At 70.8% G+C, this 18954-nt stretch carries 13 protein-coding genes; 1 reads left to right on the top strand and 12 read right to left on the bottom strand.

Annotation, left to right across the window (positions count from 1 at the left end):
• The first annotated feature begins 45 nt into the window (after window positions 1-45).
• Window positions 46-2784: a winged helix-turn-helix domain-containing protein gene (locus VBO01S_RS19670; protein ID WP_062478179.1), complete on the top strand. Its 2739-nt coding sequence runs from the start codon at window positions 46-48 to the stop codon at window positions 2782-2784.
• A gap of 60 nt (window positions 2785-2844) precedes the next feature.
• On the opposite strand, the gene VBO01S_RS19675 is transcribed toward VBO01S_RS19670, so the two are convergent.
• From VBO01S_RS19675 to VBO01S_RS19730, 12 genes are all read right to left on the bottom strand, one after another.
• Window positions 2845-6675 carry an autotransporter domain-containing protein gene (locus tag VBO01S_RS19675; RefSeq protein WP_062478182.1) on the bottom strand — a complete coding sequence of 1277 codons (3831 nt, stop codon included), beginning with the start codon at window positions 6673-6675 and terminating at the stop codon, window positions 2845-2847.
• A gap of 202 nt (window positions 6676-6877) precedes the next feature.
• Window positions 6878-7771 (bottom strand): SDR family oxidoreductase, encoded by an 894-nt coding sequence (locus VBO01S_RS19680; RefSeq protein WP_062478185.1) that lies wholly within the window; start codon window positions 7769-7771, stop codon window positions 6878-6880.
• Window positions 7772-7812: 41 nt separating this feature from the next.
• Complete coding sequence (locus VBO01S_RS19685) at window positions 7813-8604, bottom strand: enoyl-CoA hydratase/isomerase family protein (RefSeq protein ID WP_062478187.1); 792 nt, start codon at window positions 8602-8604, stop codon at window positions 7813-7815.
• Window positions 8605-8609: 5 nt separating this feature from the next.
• The gene (locus VBO01S_RS19690) at window positions 8610-9761 is read right to left on the bottom strand and encodes an acyl-CoA dehydrogenase family protein (protein ID WP_062478190.1); all 1152 of its coding nucleotides are present in this window, start codon (window positions 9759-9761) and stop codon (window positions 8610-8612) included.
• Between the two features lie 38 nt (window positions 9762-9799).
• The gene (locus VBO01S_RS19695; RefSeq protein ID WP_255221150.1) at window positions 9800-11395 is read right to left on the bottom strand and encodes a long-chain-fatty-acid--CoA ligase; all 1596 of its coding nucleotides are present in this window, start codon (window positions 11393-11395) and stop codon (window positions 9800-9802) included.
• Window positions 11388-12965, bottom strand: coding sequence for an acyl-CoA synthetase (locus VBO01S_RS19700; protein ID WP_255221151.1), 1578 nt, complete (start codon window positions 12963-12965; stop codon window positions 11388-11390). The genes VBO01S_RS19695 and VBO01S_RS19700 overlap by 8 nt, the downstream gene beginning before the upstream one ends.
• A 73-nt stretch (window positions 12966-13038) precedes the next feature.
• Entirely contained in the window at window positions 13039-14142 is a 1104-nt protein-coding gene (locus tag VBO01S_RS19705) for a CaiB/BaiF CoA transferase family protein (RefSeq protein ID WP_062478197.1), read from the bottom strand.
• Window positions 14143-14248: 106 nt separating this feature from the next.
• A complete protein-coding gene (locus tag VBO01S_RS19710; protein ID WP_062478200.1) occupies window positions 14249-15079 on the bottom strand; it encodes an enoyl-CoA hydratase/isomerase family protein in 831 nt (276 codons plus the stop codon).
• A gap of 17 nt (window positions 15080-15096) precedes the next feature.
• A complete protein-coding gene (locus VBO01S_RS19715; RefSeq protein ID WP_062478203.1) occupies window positions 15097-15876 on the bottom strand; it encodes an enoyl-CoA hydratase-related protein in 780 nt (259 codons plus the stop codon).
• A complete protein-coding gene (locus VBO01S_RS19720) occupies window positions 15873-17387 on the bottom strand; it encodes an acetyl-CoA acetyltransferase (protein ID WP_062478206.1) in 1515 nt (504 codons plus the stop codon). The genes VBO01S_RS19715 and VBO01S_RS19720 overlap by 4 nt, the downstream gene beginning before the upstream one ends.
• Before the next feature lie 4 nt (window positions 17388-17391).
• On the bottom strand, window positions 17392-18543 hold the full coding sequence (locus tag VBO01S_RS19725; RefSeq protein ID WP_062478210.1) for an acyl-CoA dehydrogenase family protein: 1152 nt from the start codon (window positions 18541-18543) through the stop codon (window positions 17392-17394).
• Between the two features lie 12 nt (window positions 18544-18555).
• Window positions 18556-18954 (bottom strand): acyl-CoA dehydrogenase family protein (locus tag VBO01S_RS19730; protein WP_303621482.1); only part of this gene is annotated, 399 nt, incomplete at its 5' end.

The raw sequence follows: 18954 nt of genomic DNA on the forward strand, positions 1-18954 counted from the left end.
TCGTCGGAAGCGACGGAATTTCCAGGCACTCACTCCCCCTTCGCGATGCCTGCTCCAGCCCCCGTCCCCCCCTCTTCGCTCCGGATTCTCGAGACCAAGCTGAACCCGCCCGCCTTCGTGGCCACGCAGGTGCCGCGCACCGCCATCAGCGAAGAGATCGCCGCCGCCACCGTCAAGCTCGTGCTGGTGCGCGCGCCCGCCGGTTTCGGCAAGACCACCGCCATGGCGCAGATCCGCGAGCGCATGGACGCGCAGGGCATCGCCACCGCCTGGCTCACGCTCGATCGCGCCGACAACGACGTGTCGCGCTTTCTCAACTGCCTGGCCGAGGCCGTGCAGCGCATCGGCGTGGACGAGCCCGCAAGCCACGCGCCCTTCGACGCCGTGGCCGCGCTGGCCGCGCACGACTCGCCCTTCACGCTGTTCCTCGATGACTTCGAGGTGGTGCAGGAGCCCGCCGTGCTGGGCCTCGTGCGCGAGCTGGTGGAGCACCTGCCGCGGCGCGGGCAGATCGTGATCGGCTCGCGCAGCCTGCCCGACCTCGGGCTGGGCCGCCTGCGCGCGCGCGGCCAGCTCATCGAGATCGACACCGACCGCCTGCGCTTCTCGCTGGAAGAAACCAGCGCCTTCATCGGCCTGCGCCAGGCCCATGCGCCGCACGCCGCCGCGCAGCCGCCGCAGGCGCTGCCGGCCGACCTGCTCTCGCAGCTGCACCGCAAGACCGAAGGCTGGGTGGCGGCCATCTGGCTGGCGTCGATGGCGCTCGAGCGGCACGGCATCGAGACCGGCTTCATCGAACGCTTCTCGGGCTCCGACCGCGCCGTGGCCGACTACCTGGCCGAAGACGTGCTCGCGCACCAGCCGCCCGAGATCCACGACTTTCTGCTGCGCACCAGCATCCTGCGCCAGCTCGACGCCTCGGTGTGCCAGGCGCTCAACCCGCGCGGCGACAGCGCCGTCATCCTCGAGCAGCTGGCCGCCGCCAACCTGTTCCTCACGCCCGTGAGCGGCGACGCCGGCGGCGAGGTGCGTGCGTGGCGCTACCACAGCCTCTTTGCCGACTTCCTGCGTGCGCAGCTGGCGCGCGAGCGGCCGGGCGAGCTCGCGCGGCTGCACCTCGCGGCCTCGGGCTGGTACGAGTCACACGGCCGGCCCGTGCCCGCCATCGACCACGCCATCGAGGGCGGCGACCATCCGCACGCGCTCACGCTGCTCGACAGCTACGCCGAGCAGTTCCTCGAGCAGGGCCGCATGCGCATGCTGGCGCGCTGGTTCTCGGCGATTCCCGAGCACCAGCTGCGCGAGCATCCGTTCCTGCAGCTCATCGCGCTGTGGGCCACATGCTTCACGCACGGCCCGTGGGACGCCATGCGGCTGCTCGAACAGTCGGGCTGCCTCGACAGCCCCATTCCCGAGGTGCGCGCCAACGCCCACACGCTCATTCCGCTGCTGCTGGCCATGGAAGACCAGCACGACGCCGCGTATGAAGCCGGCCGCGAAAGCCTCGCGCGCCTGCCCACCGGGCTGGCCTTTGCCGAGGGCGTGCTGCTCAACGCCATGGCCCACATCCTCGCCGTGCGCGGCGACCAGCGCGAGGCGCAGCGCCTGCTCGAGGCCGCGCGGCGCGAGCAGGGCAACAGCACCTTCAACCGCATGTACACCGAGTCGCTGGCGGGCCTGTTCGACCTCACCGAAGGCCGGCTGCGCCAGGCCACCGCGCGGCTGCGCATGGCGGTCGACTCCACGCATGCCGTGTCGTACAACCACAGCCACGGCAACGCCTGGGCCGGCGTGCTGTACGCGGGCGCCGTGTACGAGACCAACCAGCTGGTGCAGGCCGAGCACCTGCTGAACGTGTACCTGCCGCTGGCGCGCGACGTGGGCCTGCCCGACCACATGATCCTGAGCCACGTCATGCGCTCGCGCATCGCCTTCCACGCGGGCGACATCGACGCCGCGTTCCAGGCCCTGACCGAACTCGAATACCTCGGCCACCACCGCCAGCTGCCGCGCGTGGTCGCGGGCGCCAAGCTGGAGCGCGCCCACATGCTGCTGCTGCAGGGCAACGGCCCCGCCTCGCGCGACGAACTGCAACGCGCCGACGACCCCGAGCTGTGGGAGCGCGAGCGCCGCCAGCGCCTGCCCGCGCACGACCTCGACTACCTCGCGCTCGCGCGGGCGCGCTGGGACATTGCCTTCGGCGACGCGCGCGCGGCCCTCACCGTGCTCGACGCCGAGCTGCACGCCGCCGTGGCCGCCAACCGCAACCGCCGCGCCCTCAAGCTGCGCGTGCTGCGCGCGCTGGCGCTGCAGCGCGCGGGCGACCTCGCCACCGCCATCGAAGAGATCGGCGCCGTGCTGCAGGCCGCGAGCCAGGAAGGCTTCGTGCGGCTGATCCTCGACGAAGGCCCGGCCGTGGGCACGCTGGTGCACCGCTATGCCGCCGCCATGCAGCAAGAAGCGGGTGCCGTGGCGCCCGTGCTGCGCAGCGACCCGATCCTGGCCGACTACCTGCAGCGGCTGCTGCAGGTGCTCGGCCCGCCGCCCTCGCCGATCGACGCCGAGGCGCCCTCGGGCGACGCCACCAAGGAGCCGCTCACGCGCAAGGAGATCCGCGTGCTGCAGCTCTTGGCCGAGGGCTACTCGAACAACGCCATGGGCGAGAAGCTGTTCGTGTCGGAGAGCACGGTGCGCACGCACCTGCGCAACATCCACATGAAGCTGGGCGCGAAGCGGCGCACGGAGGCAGTGGCGATTGCGCGCAAGCTGGGCGTGATCCGCTAGCCAAAAAAAAAGGGCCCGCCCGCCGACACATGGCAGACGGGCCCAAACCCTCGCCTTTCGTCAGAACGACACGTTCAGATTCGCCTTCACCGACTGGTCGCGCGCCTTGCCGCCGAACTGGCCACCGTACGACACGCCGAAGGTCGCGCGCGGCGAGAACGCGAAGTCCAAGCCGAGTTGCAGCACCGCCGCGTTCCTCGCGACCGCCACACCCGCGATGTCCGAGAAGCCCGTGGCGCCCGGCAGCGCGACGCTGGTGAAGGGCGTCAGGTCGCCGTAGGCGCGGCGCCAGCCGACCATGCCCTTGAGCGTGGCGTCGACATTGCCCAGGCGCACCGCGGTCGATGCGCGCAGGCCCAGCGTCGACAGGCCGACGTTCGCGCTGCCGCTGCGCGCCTGCAGCGCCGCCCACGTGCCGCGCTCGGAGAACGCGTCGGTGTGCAGCGTGACGTGCGCCAGGTTCGCGAAGGGCTCCAGTGCCACGTCGCCGGCCGCCAGGCTGTAGCCCACTTCGCCGAAGACCTGCGTGGTCGATGCGTCGTGGTTGCTCTTGAGCGAATCCGACAGGCCCGCCACGCGCGCCTGGCGCGTGGTGTCCACGTCGTGCCGCGCGTAGGCCGCGCCGGCGCGCAGCGCCCACGCACCGAGCGTGGTGCCGCCGTACAGGCCCAGGTGGTAGCTGGTGGCATCACCCGAAGATGAGCGCGCGTCCACGTCGAACTTGCTGCGGCTGTGGCCGCCGGTCACGCCCAGACGCACGTTGTCGCCCACGCGGGTGTCGCCGCCCATCAGCAGGCCGTCGACCGAGCGATCGAGCCGCGCGGCATTGCCGTCGCCGCGCGCGCGGCCGGTCGAATGCAGGGCCTGGCTCCAGAAGACGGTCTCGCCCGTGGTCGGGGCGGCCATGTGCGACTGGCCGGTGCCGTCGTTGATCTTGACCGGTGCCGTGGACGCGCCCGCCGTGCCGGCCGAGGCGCGCAGGCGCTCCAGCGCGGCCTCGCGCATGAAGCGGCTGTCTTCGATGAGCGCGGTCTTCGCGGAGGCGTGCACTTCACCCGAGAGGCTGTCGAAGGCCGCGCGTGCGGCTGGCACGCTCTCCAGCTGCAGCGCGGCGGCCAGCGCCGGGCTCCATGCGGCGGCGCCATCGAGGTTCACCCCCATCGCACGCTGGTTGCCCGACTGCGCGACCGACGCGAACGACACGCTGTTGCGCATGGCTTCCGTGTAGACCTGCGTCGCGGTGTAGCCCAGCTTCGGCGAGAGAAAGAGGTAGTCCTTGGCCACGCTGAAGTCGGCGAAGGTGCCGCTCACGCCGCCCTCGGCGTTCAGCAGCGTGTAGCGCGCACCCAGAACGTAGCCGCCGAGCACGCGCACCGTGCCGCCCTCGAGCGTGGCGTGGCCGCTGACGTCGAGCCGGTCGGCCTGCGCGTCGGTGCCGCTCAGCTCGGCCTCGAAGGTCGAACCTGGCGCGAAGCGTGCGTTGCCAGCCACGTGCAGCGTGCCGATGGAGTTGCCCGGCGCCACGACACCGCCGGTGGCGACGGTCGTGCTGCCGACCGTGCCGGTGCCCTGCAGGCGCCCGCCCGACCACACGGCCATCTCGCCGCCCAGCGTGCCGTTGACCGACAGCATGCCTTGTGCCACCGAGGTCTTGCCGGTGAAAGCACCGGAGTCGCCGGTGAGTTCGAAGCGGCCCGCGCCCGCCTTGACGAGGCCGCCGCTGCCGCTGAAGCGGCCCGCGAACTGCGTCGAACGGTCGTTGCCGCCGGTGGTCAGCGTGCCGGTGCCCACGGCCACATCGCCCGCGCCGGCGAGCGACCCGATGGTGGCGTCGAAGCCATTGAGGTCGAGCTTCGCCTTGCCGGCCACCGTGAACGCGCTGGCGTTCGACAAGCCGGTGGCCGAGCCCGCGCGCAGCGTGCCGCCCTGCACCCAGGTCGCGCCGCTGTAGCTGTTGGCGCCGCTCAAGGTGGTGACGCCTTCGCCGGTCGTGCCGCCCGTGGTGCGCAGGTCGCCCGCACCGGTGATGTTGTAGGTGAAGTCGTAGGCATCGCCGCGGTCGATGGCGAAGCTGGCGCCCGCGTCGATGGCCACATGGCTGGTGATGGAACCGGTGGTGCCGCCCTCGCCCAGCGCGAGCTCGCCGGCCTGGACATGCGTGTCGCCCGAGTAGGTGTTGGTGCCCGTGAGCACCAGCCGCCCGGCACCGGCCTTCACGAGGCTGCCGCGGTAGTCGGCATCGGTGCGGGTACGCAGGTAGGCCACGTGATCCGGGTCAGGCGTTGCTTCCTCCACAAGCCTTTCCACGATGGAGGTGAAGCTCTCGCGGATCTTCGCAGCATTGAGGAAAAAATCCCTCATGACACTACCCGGTTTCAAGAATGGGAGAGTCACCTCGAAGTCCGCGAGTGCGACCTTCGCGATGGGGTTGGCATTCACGGCCGCCAACGCTGCGGTGTAGTCGTTGCCGGCAATGGCTGCATCCAGCACGGCCTGAAGCAACGCCCGCGCAGCATCGGCTGCCGGTTTCAAACTCTCAGCGGTGACCGGACTCTTCGTCCAGGCACTGAGGTGCGCAATCTCGGCCGCTTCTTCCTTCTTTCGCTGGATCAGCCCTGCTTCGGAGATGTCATTGCGCCACGTGTCGGACGTGCCGCCGGGCATGTCGATGACCGTGCGCTTGAGCAGTTGCCCCGGCCCCTTCATCGCGTTCTCGAGGTTGATGAGGCCCCAGCCTATTTCTTCATCGGGCGCCATCTGCCGCGTGCCGTCGAACTTCGTGGCGGTGGTGAGCAGCACTTGCAAGGCTTGCTCGTTGGTCATGTACGGGTAGCGCTCCATGACGATGCCCAGCGCGCCTGTGGCATGGGGCGCTGCCATGGACGTTCCGCTGAAGGAGCCGTACGCGCCGTCGAGCGTCGTGCTCAGGATGTCCCCTCCGGGCGCCGCCACACACCAGTACTTGGCCACGCCGCACTGGTTGAATTTTTGATAGTAGCCCCCCTCGCCGACATGCCCGACACCGGTCACCGTCAGCCAGTGCCCCTCGACCTCGGGCCGGAAGTACGGCAATGCACCTCGCACACTCGGTTGCGGCTGAAATTGATTGTCGGAAACGAACACCTGGATAAGCCCTTCCCTCCCGTCGGCGGTGGTCTTGGTGGCGTCGATCGCGGCATCGAGCCAGGATGACTGCGTCAGGAATTCGGCGTAGGCTTTCCTTACTCCAGAAATATCGGCGGAATTCTGCGACGAGTGGGGATTGCCCCAGCTGTTGTTGACGACCCGCACACCCGCGTCGCGCATGCCCTGGTAGAGATTCCGAAAATTCTCGTTCGACGCATTGGGAGAGGCCTTCGGGTCGAGTCCAGGCAACGAATACAGACCATCGGGCGCATTGGTGTTGCCCACGACCACGCTGGCATTGAACGCCACGCCGTGCATGTTGTTCTTGATGTCCTGCCCATCCCGGCTGGCGCCCACGGTGCCGGCCACATGGGTGCCGTGAAAACCGGAACCCGACGCTGGACCATTGAGCCTGGAACCATCCGCCGCGAACTCGCTGTACGCCCCGTTGGACGTCGCCGTCACCAGCGCCGTGAAGCGCGTGAGCGGCAGCTCGCGCGTGTGGCGCACGTCGAACCCCGAGTCGATCACGCCCAGCTTCACGCCCTTGCCCGTGAACCCCGCCGCGTAGGCGTACTCGGTCTTCATCGCCCCGAGCCCCCAGTCGGACAGGAACTCCTTCGTGCGCCAGCTGGCCGGGTTGCCGATCATGCCGGGGTCGCCCGGATAGGCCTGCGCACCGGCCGCAGAGGCCAGCATCGAACCCAGCACGCACACGGCGGCGCGGGCCACGGCCCTGCGCTTGAACTTCGGTGATCTCGTCATGACGGAACGAACCCTCTCTGTCTTGGAATGGAATGAAAAGACCGTCGCCCTGCCGGTGAAGCCACGTCGTGAAGACGTTGCGCACGGGCCAGTTAACGGTCGTTAAATTCTGGAAAGAGGGGGCGTTCTTTGTGATCTCGTCGGGGCTTGTTCCGATACTTTGGAATCCTGACGCTGGAGTTTTTCCCTAGGTTCCGGCGCTTCAGGCCGCCAGCCGCTGCCGCTTGTCCTGCGCGTCGCGCCCCGCGATGTGCTCGCGCGCGCGCTGCCAGTCCTCGTCCTGCCACTGCGACATGCGCGAGAAATTCCCGCCCGTGGCCTGGAACTGCGCGCCGTCGATGGCGATGGTCTGGCCGTTGACGTACTCCGAGCCCGGGCCGAGCAGGTAGGCCGCGAGGTTGGCCAGCTCGGGCATGCGGCCGTTGCGTTCCATCGGGTTGCGCTCGGCCTTGTGCTCGCCGCCGCCGGGGTTCAGGCGCGCGCTCATGCCCTCGGTGGGGAACAGGCCCGGCGCGATGGCGTTGAAGCGGATGCCGCGCCCGGCCCACTCGACCGCGAGCGACTGCGTCATGGCGTGCAGCCCGGCTTTCGACATGGCCGAAGGCACGGTGAAGGGCGAGCCGTTCCACACCCAGGTCGTGAGGATCGACAGCACCGACGCGGCCTTGCCTTCGGCCAGCCAGCGCTTGCCGCATTCGAGCGTCATGCAGAAGCTGCCGCGAAAGACGATGCTCGAGATGGCGTCGAAGGCGCGCGGCGACAGGTCTTCGGTGCGGCTCACGAAGTTGCCCGCGGCGTTGTTGACGAGGCCGTCGAGCGCGCCGCCGTCGGCCCAGATTTCATCGAGCATCTCGGTGATCTGCGTGTCGTGGCGGATGTCGCAGGTCTTGGGCGTCACGCGCCCGCCGTGCAGGTGCATCAACTCGGCCGCGGTTTCTTCGAGCACGGGCGCACGGCGTCCGCAGATGTAGACGTGGGCGCCCAGCAGCAGCAGCGCCTCGCTCATCACGCGGCCCAGGCCGCTGCCGCCGCCGGTCACGAGGTAGCGGCGGCCGGCCAGCAGGCCGGGCTTGAACATCAGGTCGTCGAGGGTCATGGAAATCCTTGTGTGCGGTCCGTTGAAATTCGGGATGAAGCTCAGCGCCCCGTGTAGACGGGCGCGCGCTTCTCGAGGAAGGCGCTCATGCCTTCGCGGAAATCGCGGGTCTGGGTGCACAGCACCTGGTTGCGGTCTTCCATGGCAATCACCGCTTCCATGCTGCCGGCGTCCACGGCGATGCCCAGCGCCTCCTTGGTCAGGCGCAGCGCCACGGGCGTCGCGTTGAGCATGTCGTCGGCCAGCGCCTGCGCCTCGGCCTGCAGCGCGGGCAGCGCGTCGACGCGGCTCACGAGGCCCAGTGCATAGGCGCGTTGCGCGTCCATGAAGCGGCCGGTGAGCATGTACTCGGCCGCGACCGAGCTGCCCACCATGCGTGGCAAAAAGTAGCTCACGCCCACGTCGCAGGCCGACAGGCCGATGCGGATGAAGGCGGCGTTCATGCGCGCGTCGGGCGTGGCCAGGCGCACGTCGGACGCCAGCGCGAGCGCAAAGCCGCCGCCGCTGGCCGCGCCCTGCACCACGCTGACGATGGGCTGCGGGCAGCGCCGCATGGCCAGCATGATGTCGCGGATGCCCTTCTGCTGTTCGAGCATGTCGGCCACGCCGAGGTCTTCGCCGCCCACCTGTTCCTTCAGGTCGAGCCCGGCGCAGAAGGCGCGGCCCGCGGCCTGCAACACGACCACGCGCTCGGGGCTGCGCGCGCTCAGGCCCTCGAAGTACTCGCGCAGCGCGCGCACCAGCACCGGGTCGAGCGCGTTCAGGCGCTCGGGGCGGTTCAGCGTGAGCCAGGCGACCTCGCCGCGCCGCTCGATCTGCAGCACGTCGTTCATCGCCGTCACAGCGCGCGCGAGATCACTTCTTTCATGATCTCGTTGGTGCCGCCGTAGATGCGCTGCACGCGCCCGTCGGCGTACATGCGCGCGACCATGTACTCGGTCATGAAGCCGTAGCCGCCGAAGAGCTGCAGGCATTCGTCGACCACGCGGCCCTGCGTCTCGGAGGCCCAGAGCTTGGCCATGGAGGCGGTGGCGGTGTCGAGCTTGCCGGCCACGAGGTCTTCCACGCAGCGGTCGATGAAGGCGCGGCCGACCTTGATCTGCGTGGCGATCTCGGCCAGCTTGAACTTGGTGTTCTGGAACTCGGCGATCGGCTTGCCGAAGGCCTTGCGGTCGCGCACGTAGTCGAGCGTGGCCTGGTAGGCACCTTCCATGGTGGCGAGCGCGTTCACGCCGATGATGGTGCGCTCGTACGGCAGGTCGCTCATGAGCTGGAAGAAGCCCTGCCCTTCCTGGCCGCCGAGCAGCGCCTCGGCCGGCACGTGCACGTCGTCGAAGAAGAGCTCGGAGGTGTCCTGCGCCTTCATGCCGATCTTGTCGAGCACGCGGCCCACGCGGTAGCCCTCGCAGCCCTCGGTCTCGACGATGAGGATCGAGGTGCCCTTGGCGCCCTGCGTCGGGTCGGTCTTGGCCACGACCAGCACCACGCCCGCGAGAAAGCCGTTGGTGATGAAGGTCTTGGAGCCGCGGATGCGGTAGCTGCCGTCGGGCTGCTTCTCGGCGCGCGTGCGCACGCCCTGCAGGTCGGAGCCGGCGCCAGGCTCGGTCATGGCGATGGCACCGACCAGCTCGCCGCGCGCCATGCGCGGCAGGTAGCGTTGCTTCTGTTCTTCGGTGCCGTGGTTCAAAAAGTAGTGCGCCACGATGGTGTGCACCGAGCTGGCCATGCCGCTGAGCGCGCGGCGCGCCTTCTCCTCGTAAAACACGGCCTCGTGGCGGAAGTCGCCGCCCGCGCCGCCGTAGGCCTCGGGGATGTCGGAACACAGCAGGCCGAGCGCGCCGGCCTTGCGCCACACCTCGTGGCCGACGTGGCCGCGCTTGCGCGCCTCTTCGTCGTGCGGCACGACTTCGGTCTCGACGAAACGCACGACGTTGTCGCGGTACAGCTCCAGTTCTTCGTCGCTCCACGAGCGGCGGAAATCGATGGGCATGGGGTGTCCTTCAGTGTCTTGGAATGAGGGGAATGGGGTCAGCCGACGCGGCGCTCTTTACCGGCCCAGAAAGGCTCGCGCAGCTGGAACTTCTGCAGCTTGCCCGCGGCCGACAGCGGCAGCGCATCGCGGAACTCCACGCTGCGCGGGCACTTGTAGTTGGCGATCTGGTCGCGGCAATGCGCGATGACGTCTTCGGCCGTGAGCGGCATGCCTTCGCGCAGCACGATCACCGCATGCACGCGCTCGCCCCACTTGTCGTCGGGCACGCCGATGACGGCGGACATCAGCACCTGCGGCATCTGGGCGATGGCGTTCTCGACCTCGGCCGAGTACACGTTCTCGCCGCCGCTCACGATCATGTCCTTCATGCGGTCGACCACGAACAGCAGGCCGTGTTCGTCCATGTAGCCGCCGTCGCCGGTGTGCATCCAGCCGCCGCGCAGCGCGGCCTCGGTCTCGGCGGGCTTGTTCCAGTAGCCCTTCATGACCATCGGGCCGCGCGCGACGATCTCGCCGACCTGGCCGGGGGGCACCTCGTTGTCCTCGCCGTCGACGATGCGGATCTCGGCCACGGGCACCGGCGTGCCGGCCGCGCGCAGCAGGCGGTTGCGGTCGGGCCCGGGCAGGTGGAAGTGCGGCATCAGCACGGCCACGGTGGGCGACAGCTCGGTCATGCCGTAGGCCTGCGAGAAGCTGGTGGCCGGCAGCGCGGCCATGGCCTGCTCGAGCAGCGCCACGTCGATGGGCGCGGCGCCGTACAGCAGCATCTGCAGGCTCGAGAGGTCGAACTCGGCAAAGCGCGGGTGCTCGATCACGCGCTTGATCATGGTGGGCACGAGGAACATCTCGGTGGCGCGCGCGGCCTGGATGGCCTGCAGGATCGCCACCTCGTCGAACATCGGCACCACGTGCTGCGGCACCAGCCGCAGGATGCTCTGCAGCGACAGCCCGCAGCCGGCCACATGGAACATGGGCACGGCGATGACCACGGCGGCGTTGCGCGTCTCGCGCGGCACCGCGGCCACCGAGCTCAACGCGTTGATGTAGAGGCTGCCGTGCGTGAGCATCACGCCCTTGGGCCGGCCGGTGGTGCCGCCGGTGTACATGATGGCGGCCAGCTCGTCGGCGCTGTGCGGGGCGTCGTCGATGGGCTGCGCGTCGGCCAGCAGCGCCTCGTAGCCGACCATGCCCTCGGGCACCGGGCCGTCGCCGCAGTACACCACGGTGCGCAGCGAGGTCGAGAGCTTACGCAGCTCGCCGGCCATGGGCGCGAACAGGTCGTCCACCAGCAGGATGCGCGTGTCGCAGTCGTCCAGCGAGTAGGCGACCTCCTTCGGGTTCCAGCGGATGTTCACCGGGTTGATGACGCCGCCGCCCCACCAGGTGCCGAAGAAGAACTCGACGAAGCGGTGCGAGTTCAGGCTCATCATGCCGACGCGGTCGCCGCGCGCCATGCCGAGCTGCTGCAGCACGGCGCCCAGGCGCGCCACGCGGTCGGTGAGGGTCGCGAAGTCCAGGCGGTGGTTGCCGCAGACCACGGCGGTTTCGCGGGCCTTCTCGCGGCGGCCTTTGTGCAGGGGCTGGGTGAGGAACATGGGTGTCGTCTCCTTGGTGGTTTTTTCGTCAGGCAACCCGGCGTGCGTGGCCGGCCCAGTGCGGCTCGCGCAGGCGGTACTTCATGACCTTGCCGGCGCCCGAGATCGGCAGCGCGTCGACGAACGCGACGCTGCGCGGGCACTTGTAGCCCGCGATCAATTCGCGGCAGTGGGCGATGAGCGCCTCAGCATCCGCGTCGGTGCCGGGCTTGCGCACCACCACCGCATGCACGGCCTCGCCCCAGCGCTCGTCGGGCACGCCGATGACGGCGGCGGCGGCCACGGCGGGGTGGCGCGCGAGCGCGCCCTCGACCTCGGCGCAGTAGATGTTCTCGCCGCCGCTCACGATCATGTCCTTGTAGCGGTCGACGATGAAGACGAAGCCGTCGTCGTCCATGCGGGCCGCGTCGCCGGTGTGCATCCAGCCACCCTGCAACGCGGCGGCCGTCTGCTCGGGCAGGTTCCAGTAGCCCTGCATCACGCACGGGCTGCGCACCGTGAGCTCGCCCACGGTGCCGCGCGGCACCTCGCGGCCGTCGCCGTCGCACACGCGCAGGTCGATGCCCGAGAGCGCCTGCCCGGCCGAGGCCAGCTTGCCGAGCTTGCGGCCTTCGGGCGAGTGGTAGTGGCGCGTGAGGTAGCTCACGCCGGCCGACAGCTCGGTCATGCCGTAGCCCTGCGCGAACTCGGCCTGCGGGAAGGTCGCGAAGGCGCGCTCCAGCAGCGCCTCGGTGATGGGCGAGGCGCCGTAGCCCACGAAGCGCACGCTCGACAGGTCGGCCTGCGCGGTGCGCGGGTCGTCCACCAGCATCTGCAGCATCGCGGGCACGGCCATGAGGTTGGTGGCGCGGTCGCGCTCGATGGCGGCGAGCATGCCGTCCACCGAGAAGCCCGGCAGGATGATCTGCGCACAGCCCATGAGCACGCCGCGCAGCAGGAACGACAGCCCCGCCAGGTGAAAGAGCGGCGCCACCTGCAGCAGCCGCGCGCTGTCGTCGAAGAACGCGCCGAGCATCGACACCTGCGCGTTGATCACCAGCGCCGCGTGGCTGAGCATCACGCCCTTGGGCCGGCCGGTGGTGCCGCCGGTGTAGAACACGCCGGCCAGGTCGTCTCCGCCGCGCAGCGCGTCGGGCACGGGCTCGCTCTCGCGGACCAGCGCTTCGCAGTCCGTCATGCCCGTGGGCGCCTGGCGCTCGCCCATGTAGACCCAGGTGGTGACGGCGCGCGCGGCGGCGCGCAGCGCGTCCGCCGTCGCCAGGAACTGGTCGTCGACGAACAGGATGTGCGTCGCGCAGTCGTCGAGCGAGTGCGCCATCTCGGCCACGCTCCAGCGCGTGTTGACCGGGTTGACCACGCCGCCGGCCCACCACACGGCCAGGTAGTACTCCAGCGTGCGGTCGGCGTTGAGCGCGAGCACGCCCACGCGGTCGCCGGGCTGCACGCCCAGGCGGCGCAGCCCGCCCGCCAGGCGCGCGACGCGCTCGCCGAGTTCGCCGTACGTGCGCGTGCGGCCCTGGAACACGGTGGCGACGGCGCGCGGGCTGCACTGCATGGCGCGGTGCAGGGCCTGCGTGAGGTACAGCGGCGGTGGCGTGGTGGGCATGGACAAGGCTCCTGTCGGTGCGGTGCGGAAATGCCATGCATGCGCGAACGCGCATGCCCGGAAAACAAGGACGTCAGCGTGCTTCGGCCACGGGCGCTGCCGCGCCCCAGCGCTTGAGCAGCGCCGGCCCGTCGTCGGGCGACACGGCCGGCGGCACGACCGGCGCGGTGCGGCTGAAGCGCGGCGCGGGCGCGGGTTGCACCACGCCGCCCACGGTGGCGAAGGTGCCGCGCGCCACGTTGTGCGGGTGCTGCGGGGCTTCGTCCCAGTCGAGCACGGGCGCGAAGCAGGCGTCGCTGCCTTCGAGCAGCACGCACCATTCGTCGCGCGTGCGGGTGCGGAACACGTCGGCCAGGCGCAGCTTGAGCAGCGGCCAGCGGTCGGCGTCCATCTGGGCATCGAAGGCGGGGTCGTCGACCAGGCCGCAGCGCTCGCGCAGCAGCGCGTAGAACTGCGGCTCGATGGAACCGATGGCCACGTACTTGCCGTCGGCGCAGGCGTAGGTGTCGTAGAAGTGGGCGCCGCCGTCGAGCAGGTTCTCGCCGCGCTGGTTGCTCCACTGGCCGGCCGACTTGAAGCCGTACATCATGGCCGACAGCAGGGCGGCGCCGTCGGTCATGGCGGCATCCACCACCTGGCCCTGGCCCGAGGCCTTGACCTCGTGCAGCGCGGCCAGCAGGCCGAAGGCCAGCAGCATGGCGCCGCCGCCGAAGTCGCCCACGTAGTTCAGCGGCGGCACGGGCGCCTCGCCCGAACGGCCGATGGCGTGCAGCGCGCCGCTGATGGCGATGTAGTTGATGTCGTGGCCGGCCGCGTGCGCCAGCGGGCCGTGCTGGCCCCAGCCGGTCATGCGGCCGTAGACCAGGCGCGGGTTGCGCGCCAGGCATTCGGCCGGGCCCAGGCCCAGGCGTTCCATCACGCCGGGGCGGAAGCCCTCGATGAGGATGTCGGCGCGCGCGATGGCGTCGAGCACCGGCGCGGCGGCGTCGGGGGCGCGCAGGTCGACCTCCCAGGTGCTGCGCCCGCGCGCCAGGATGTCGTGCGGGTCGCGCCGCGTGCCGGGGCGCGCGATACGCAGCACCTCCGCGCCCATGTCGGCGAACAGCATCGCGCAAAAGGGGCCGGGGCCGATGCCGGCCATCTCGACGACCCGAAGTCCTTTCAGGGGTCCTGCCATGTGTGTCTCCTCTGGCGCGCACCCGGCGGCCTGTTGTGTGAAGGCATCTTGGCGCGCGGGCGCCGGCGTCGCATCGTCGGAAGCGACGAAAGCGCGGAAAGACGTTTCAGCGCCCCGTGAAGACGGGCTCGCGCTTGGCCGCGAAGGCGGCGGCGGCCTCGCGGAAATCCTCGGTTTTCAGCGCCAGCACCTGGGCGCGGTTCTCGACCTCGAGCGCAGCATCGAGGCTCGGTGCCTCGAGGTTGGCCCACATGAGCTGCTTGGTGTGGCGCGTGGCGTAGGGGCTGTTGCGCAGCACGTCGGCGGCCATGGCGAGCGCGCGCGGCAGCAGGGCTTCGTCGTCCACCAGCGCGGCGACCAGGCCGATGCGCTCGGCCTCGTCGGCCGGCACGGGGCGGCCCGTGAGCATGAGCTCGAAGGCGCGCGAGGCGCCCACCAGGCGCGGCAGGTGGTAGCTGATGCCGCACTCGCCGGCCGTGAGGCCGATGCGCACCGCGCCCACATGGAACGACGCCGAGCGCGCGGCCACGCGGATGTCGGCGCCCAGCGTGAGCGCAAAGCCCGCGCCCACGGCCACGCCGTTGACGGCGGCGATCACCACCTTGTCGAGCGCGCGCAGCCGCCGCACCATGCCGGCGAACAGCTCCTGCCCCGCCATCAGGTCGGCCACCGAGGGCTCGCCTTCGAGCGGCTGGTCATTGCGGCGCGTGAGCGGCGTCGTGAGGTCCCAGCCGGCGCAGAAACCGCGCCCGGCGCCGGTGAACACCAGCACGCGCACGCTGTCGTCCTTCGCCAATGCGTCGAGCGCTGCACACAGGCGCCGCACGGTGGGCTGGCTCAGTGCGTTGAGGCGCGCCGGGCGGTTCAGTGTGAGCAGTGCGATGCCTGCGCGGCTGCGGTCGATGAGGATGTCGTCGTCTGCTTCGCTGTCGGGCATGGCTGTCTCTTTCTTGTTCAGCGGCCGCTCCAGCGCGGCGCGCGTTTTTCGATGAAGGCGCGCGGGCCTTCCTTGAAGTCTTCGCTCGCGGCCACGCGCTCGAAGGCATCGCGCGTGAGGGCGCGCAGCGCGGCCTCGTCGAGCCCGCTGTTCGCCTCGCGCGCCACGCGCAGGCTCTGGCGCACCGCCACCGGGGCGTTGCGCGCGATCTCGGCGGCCAGCGCCAGCGCGGCTTCGCGCAGCCCCTCGACGTCGGCCACGAGGCGGTTGACCAGGCCGAAGCCGTGCGCGCGCTCGGCATCGAGTTGCCCCGCCGTGAGGATCAGCTCGAGCGCGATGTTCGGCGGAATGGCGCGCGGCAGCCGGTACAGCCCGCCCGCCGCGGCGATCAGCCCGCGCAGCACCTCGGGCAGGCCGAAGGCGGCCTGCCGCACGGCCACGACGAGGTCGCAGGCCAGCACGAGCTCGGTGCCGCCGGCCAGCGCCTTGCCGTTGACGGCGGCGATCCACGGCTTGCTGCGCTCGCGGTACACGAAGCCCGCGAAGCCGCCGCGCTCGGTGCGCAGCGCGCTGCCGCGCCCGGCCGACACTTCCTTCAGGTCGGCGCCCGCGCAGAAGGCCTCGCGACCGGCGCCGGTGAGCACCACGGCGCGGATGTCGTCGTCGGCCTCGGTGGCATCGACGGCGGCTTCGAGGCCCGACGCCACGTCGCCGTTGACGGCGTTGCGCGCCTCGGGGCGGTCGATGGTGACGAGGGCGACGTGGCCCGGCAGGCGTTCGACAGTCACTGCGCTCATGACACGCTCCAGTTCAAGAGATCGTCCGCACCCGCCGTCACCGTGCCGCTGCAACCGACGGGGCTGCGGTCGAGGTCGGTCAGCACCTTCAGCGAAGCCGCGTCCGTGGCCTCGACGCGCGCCATGAGCCGTTCGCCGGCCGGCGTGCGCGCGATCACGATGCCCTGCGAAGGCTGGCCGTCGCGGCCGTAGACCACGGTGAAGGTCTCCAGCGTGGCGGCGCCCGCGTACTGCAGCACCAGCGGCGGCACCGGACCGCGCCGCGCATCGGCGGCGGCCTGCACGTCGTAGTCGGGCTTCGGAAGCCCTTGCGGCGGCGGGCTGGAGCCCAGCACCAGCGCGTGGTGCTTGGTGACGTACTCACCCTGTCCGTAGAGCAGCGCCGCCTTGCCCTTCGGCGCGGCGCGCAGCGCGCGCACCAGGCCGGCGGCGGCGTGTGTCATGTAGTCGTTGAGCGGCGCGCCGAAGAAGCTCAGGCCGCCGGTGGAGGTCATGCGCGCCTCGGGTTCGAGGCCCAGCGTGCGGCGCGCCATCTTGGGCACGATGGGGAAGCAGCTGTACAGCTCCAGCATCTCGAAGGCCGAGGCGTCGCCGCCGACCTGCGCGAGCACGGTTTCCATCACGAGGTCTTGTGCGTGCGAGCGGTGGTACTGGTCGCGCTGCAGATAGTCGCGCGGCTCGCGCGCGGCGGCGCCGTCCCACACGTAGACCCAGCGGTCTTCGGGAATGCCGAGTGCGCGCGCATGGCCCACGCTGGTGAGCAGCACGGCCGCGCCCATGTTGACCAGCGGGTTGGCCACCATGTGCTTGGTGTAGGGCCAGGCAATGAGGCGGTTGGCCGCGTCGACGCGGGCGATGTCCTCGGGCGTGAAGGGCTTGCGCAGCCAGGCGTAGGGGTTGGCGGCGGCCACTTCGGAATAGCGCGCCCACAGGCGCGACGACTCGTCCTGCGCCTGGCGCGGCGTCTGACCCCAGTGGGCGAGCGCGGCGTTCTCGTAGAAGGGGTAGATGGTGGTCGGCATGGCCGCGCCGAGCCGGATCGCCACGGGGTGGCAGATGTCGGTGCCGCGCACCAGCTTCACGCTGTCGTCGCGCGGGGTCCAGTCCAGCGGGATGCCGAGCTTGGCGGCGGCGTCGACCGTGTAGCGCGCCTCGGCGCCGGTGATGGCGGCCACCTGGCTCTCGCCGCGCGCGATGCGCAGCGCGGCTTCGTGGATGTAGCGCACCGGCGCTTCGCCACCGGTGACGCCGTAGACGCTGCGCGCCGGGCTGCAGCCCAGCCGCGCGTTGAGCAGCGCGGGCGCGTCGGTGTAGGGCCACGAGTACTCGCAGACAACGTCGAGCGAGTCGAGGCCGGCCAGCAGCGCGGCGGCGCCGCTGTCCTGAGCGGCGGCGCGCATGGCGCGCGCCATCAGCTCGATGGGTTCGAGGCCTTCGGCGGCCTCCTTGGTGCGGTGCGTGATCTCGCCGACGCCGACGATGACCGGCGTGCGGTCGTCCAGTGCTGTCATGGGGTTAGTGATGTGAGAGGGGTTGTTGTTGCTGCAGCTGCGCCACGCGGCGCAGGTGCCACGCGGGCGGGCCGAACTGGCCTTCGATGAGGGTGGCGCGGCGCACGTAGTGGCCGACAGCGAGCTCCTCGGTCATGCCCATGCCGCCGTGCAGCTGCACCGCGCCCTGCCCCACGGCGCGGCAGGCCTTGGCGACCGCGACCTTGGCGGACGACACGGCACGTGCGCGCGAGGCCGCGTCGGCCCCCGTGGCCAGCGCCTCGCCCACGCTGGCGGTGAGCGCGTCGGCCTGCTCGAGCGCCATGTGCATGTCGGCCAGCCGATGCTGCAGCACCTGGAAGCTGGAGATCGACACGCCGAACTGCTTGCGCTGGCGCACGTAGTCGAGCGTGTCGCGCATCAGCCGGCGCAGGATGCCGATGGACTCGGCGCAGACCGCGAGCGTGGCCTCGTCGAGCGCCTGCTCGATCTGCGGCAGCGCTGCGCCTTCCTCGCCGAGCAAGGCATCGGCCTCCAGGCGCACCGCGTCGAAGGCGATGTCGGCCGCGCGGCCGCCGTCGCGTGTGCGGTAGGCGCGCAGCTGCGCGCCGGGCGCGTCCTTGGGCACGACCAGCAACGACAGGCCCTTGTCGCTGCGCGCCGTGACGATGACATGGCTGGCCCATGGCGCGGCCTGCACCACGGCCTTGCGGCCGTCGAGCCGCAGCCGGCCGTCGGCCTCGCGCACGAGCGTCGTGCGCACGTCGTCGCGTGCGTGGCGGCTGTGCGGCTCGTCGTGCGCGAAGGCCAACACGGCCTGCCCCGCGACAACGCGCGCGAGCAGCGCATCGGACATCGCGCCCGGGTGGCGCTGCAGCAGGCCGGCGCCGATCACCAGCGTCGAAAGATACGGCTCGGCCGCGAGCGCGCCGCCCAGCGTGGGCAGCAGCGCGAGGTGCGCGGCCAGGCCGAGGCCCAGCCCGCCCTGCGATTCGGGCAGGGCCGCGCCCAGCAGACCCAGGTCACTTGCCAGGCCTTGCCAGAACGGCGGCGGTGCATCGTCGGCGGCAGCCAGCGCATGGAGGCGCTGCTCGAAGCCGTGCTGGTCGTCGAGGTAGCGCGCGAGGCTGTCGCGCAGCATCGCGAGGGTGTCGTCTTGGTCGGTGAGGGTGGTCATGAAAAACGGGCCTCAGCGTGATTGCAGCAACTGCGCCGCGATGATGTTGCGCTGCACTTCGTTCGAGCCCGCGTAGATCGACGCGGCGCGGTCGTTGAGGTAGGCGGACATCGAGAACACCGCCTCCTCGGGCACGGCGAGCGCGCCCTGCAGGCCGTCGTCCAGCGGCAAATCAGCCGCCGCGTAGTGCGCGGCGATCTCCACGCCGAGCTCGGTCAGGCGCTGGCGCAGCTCGGAGCCCATCACCTTGCCCATCGAGGGCCGGATGCCGTGCGGCTCGCCGCGCGCCTGGGCGCGCAGCGACTGCAGCTCGGTGGCTTCGACCGCATCGATGGCGCAGTCCATCTCGGCCAGGCGCAGCGCCATCTCGCGCGCCTCGTCGGCGGCGGTGTCGCCCGCGGCGGTGAAGGC

The organism is Variovorax boronicumulans NBRC 103145 (genome assembly GCF_001591345.1).
Lineage (GTDB): Bacteria > Pseudomonadota > Gammaproteobacteria > Burkholderiales > Burkholderiaceae_C > Variovorax > Variovorax boronicumulans.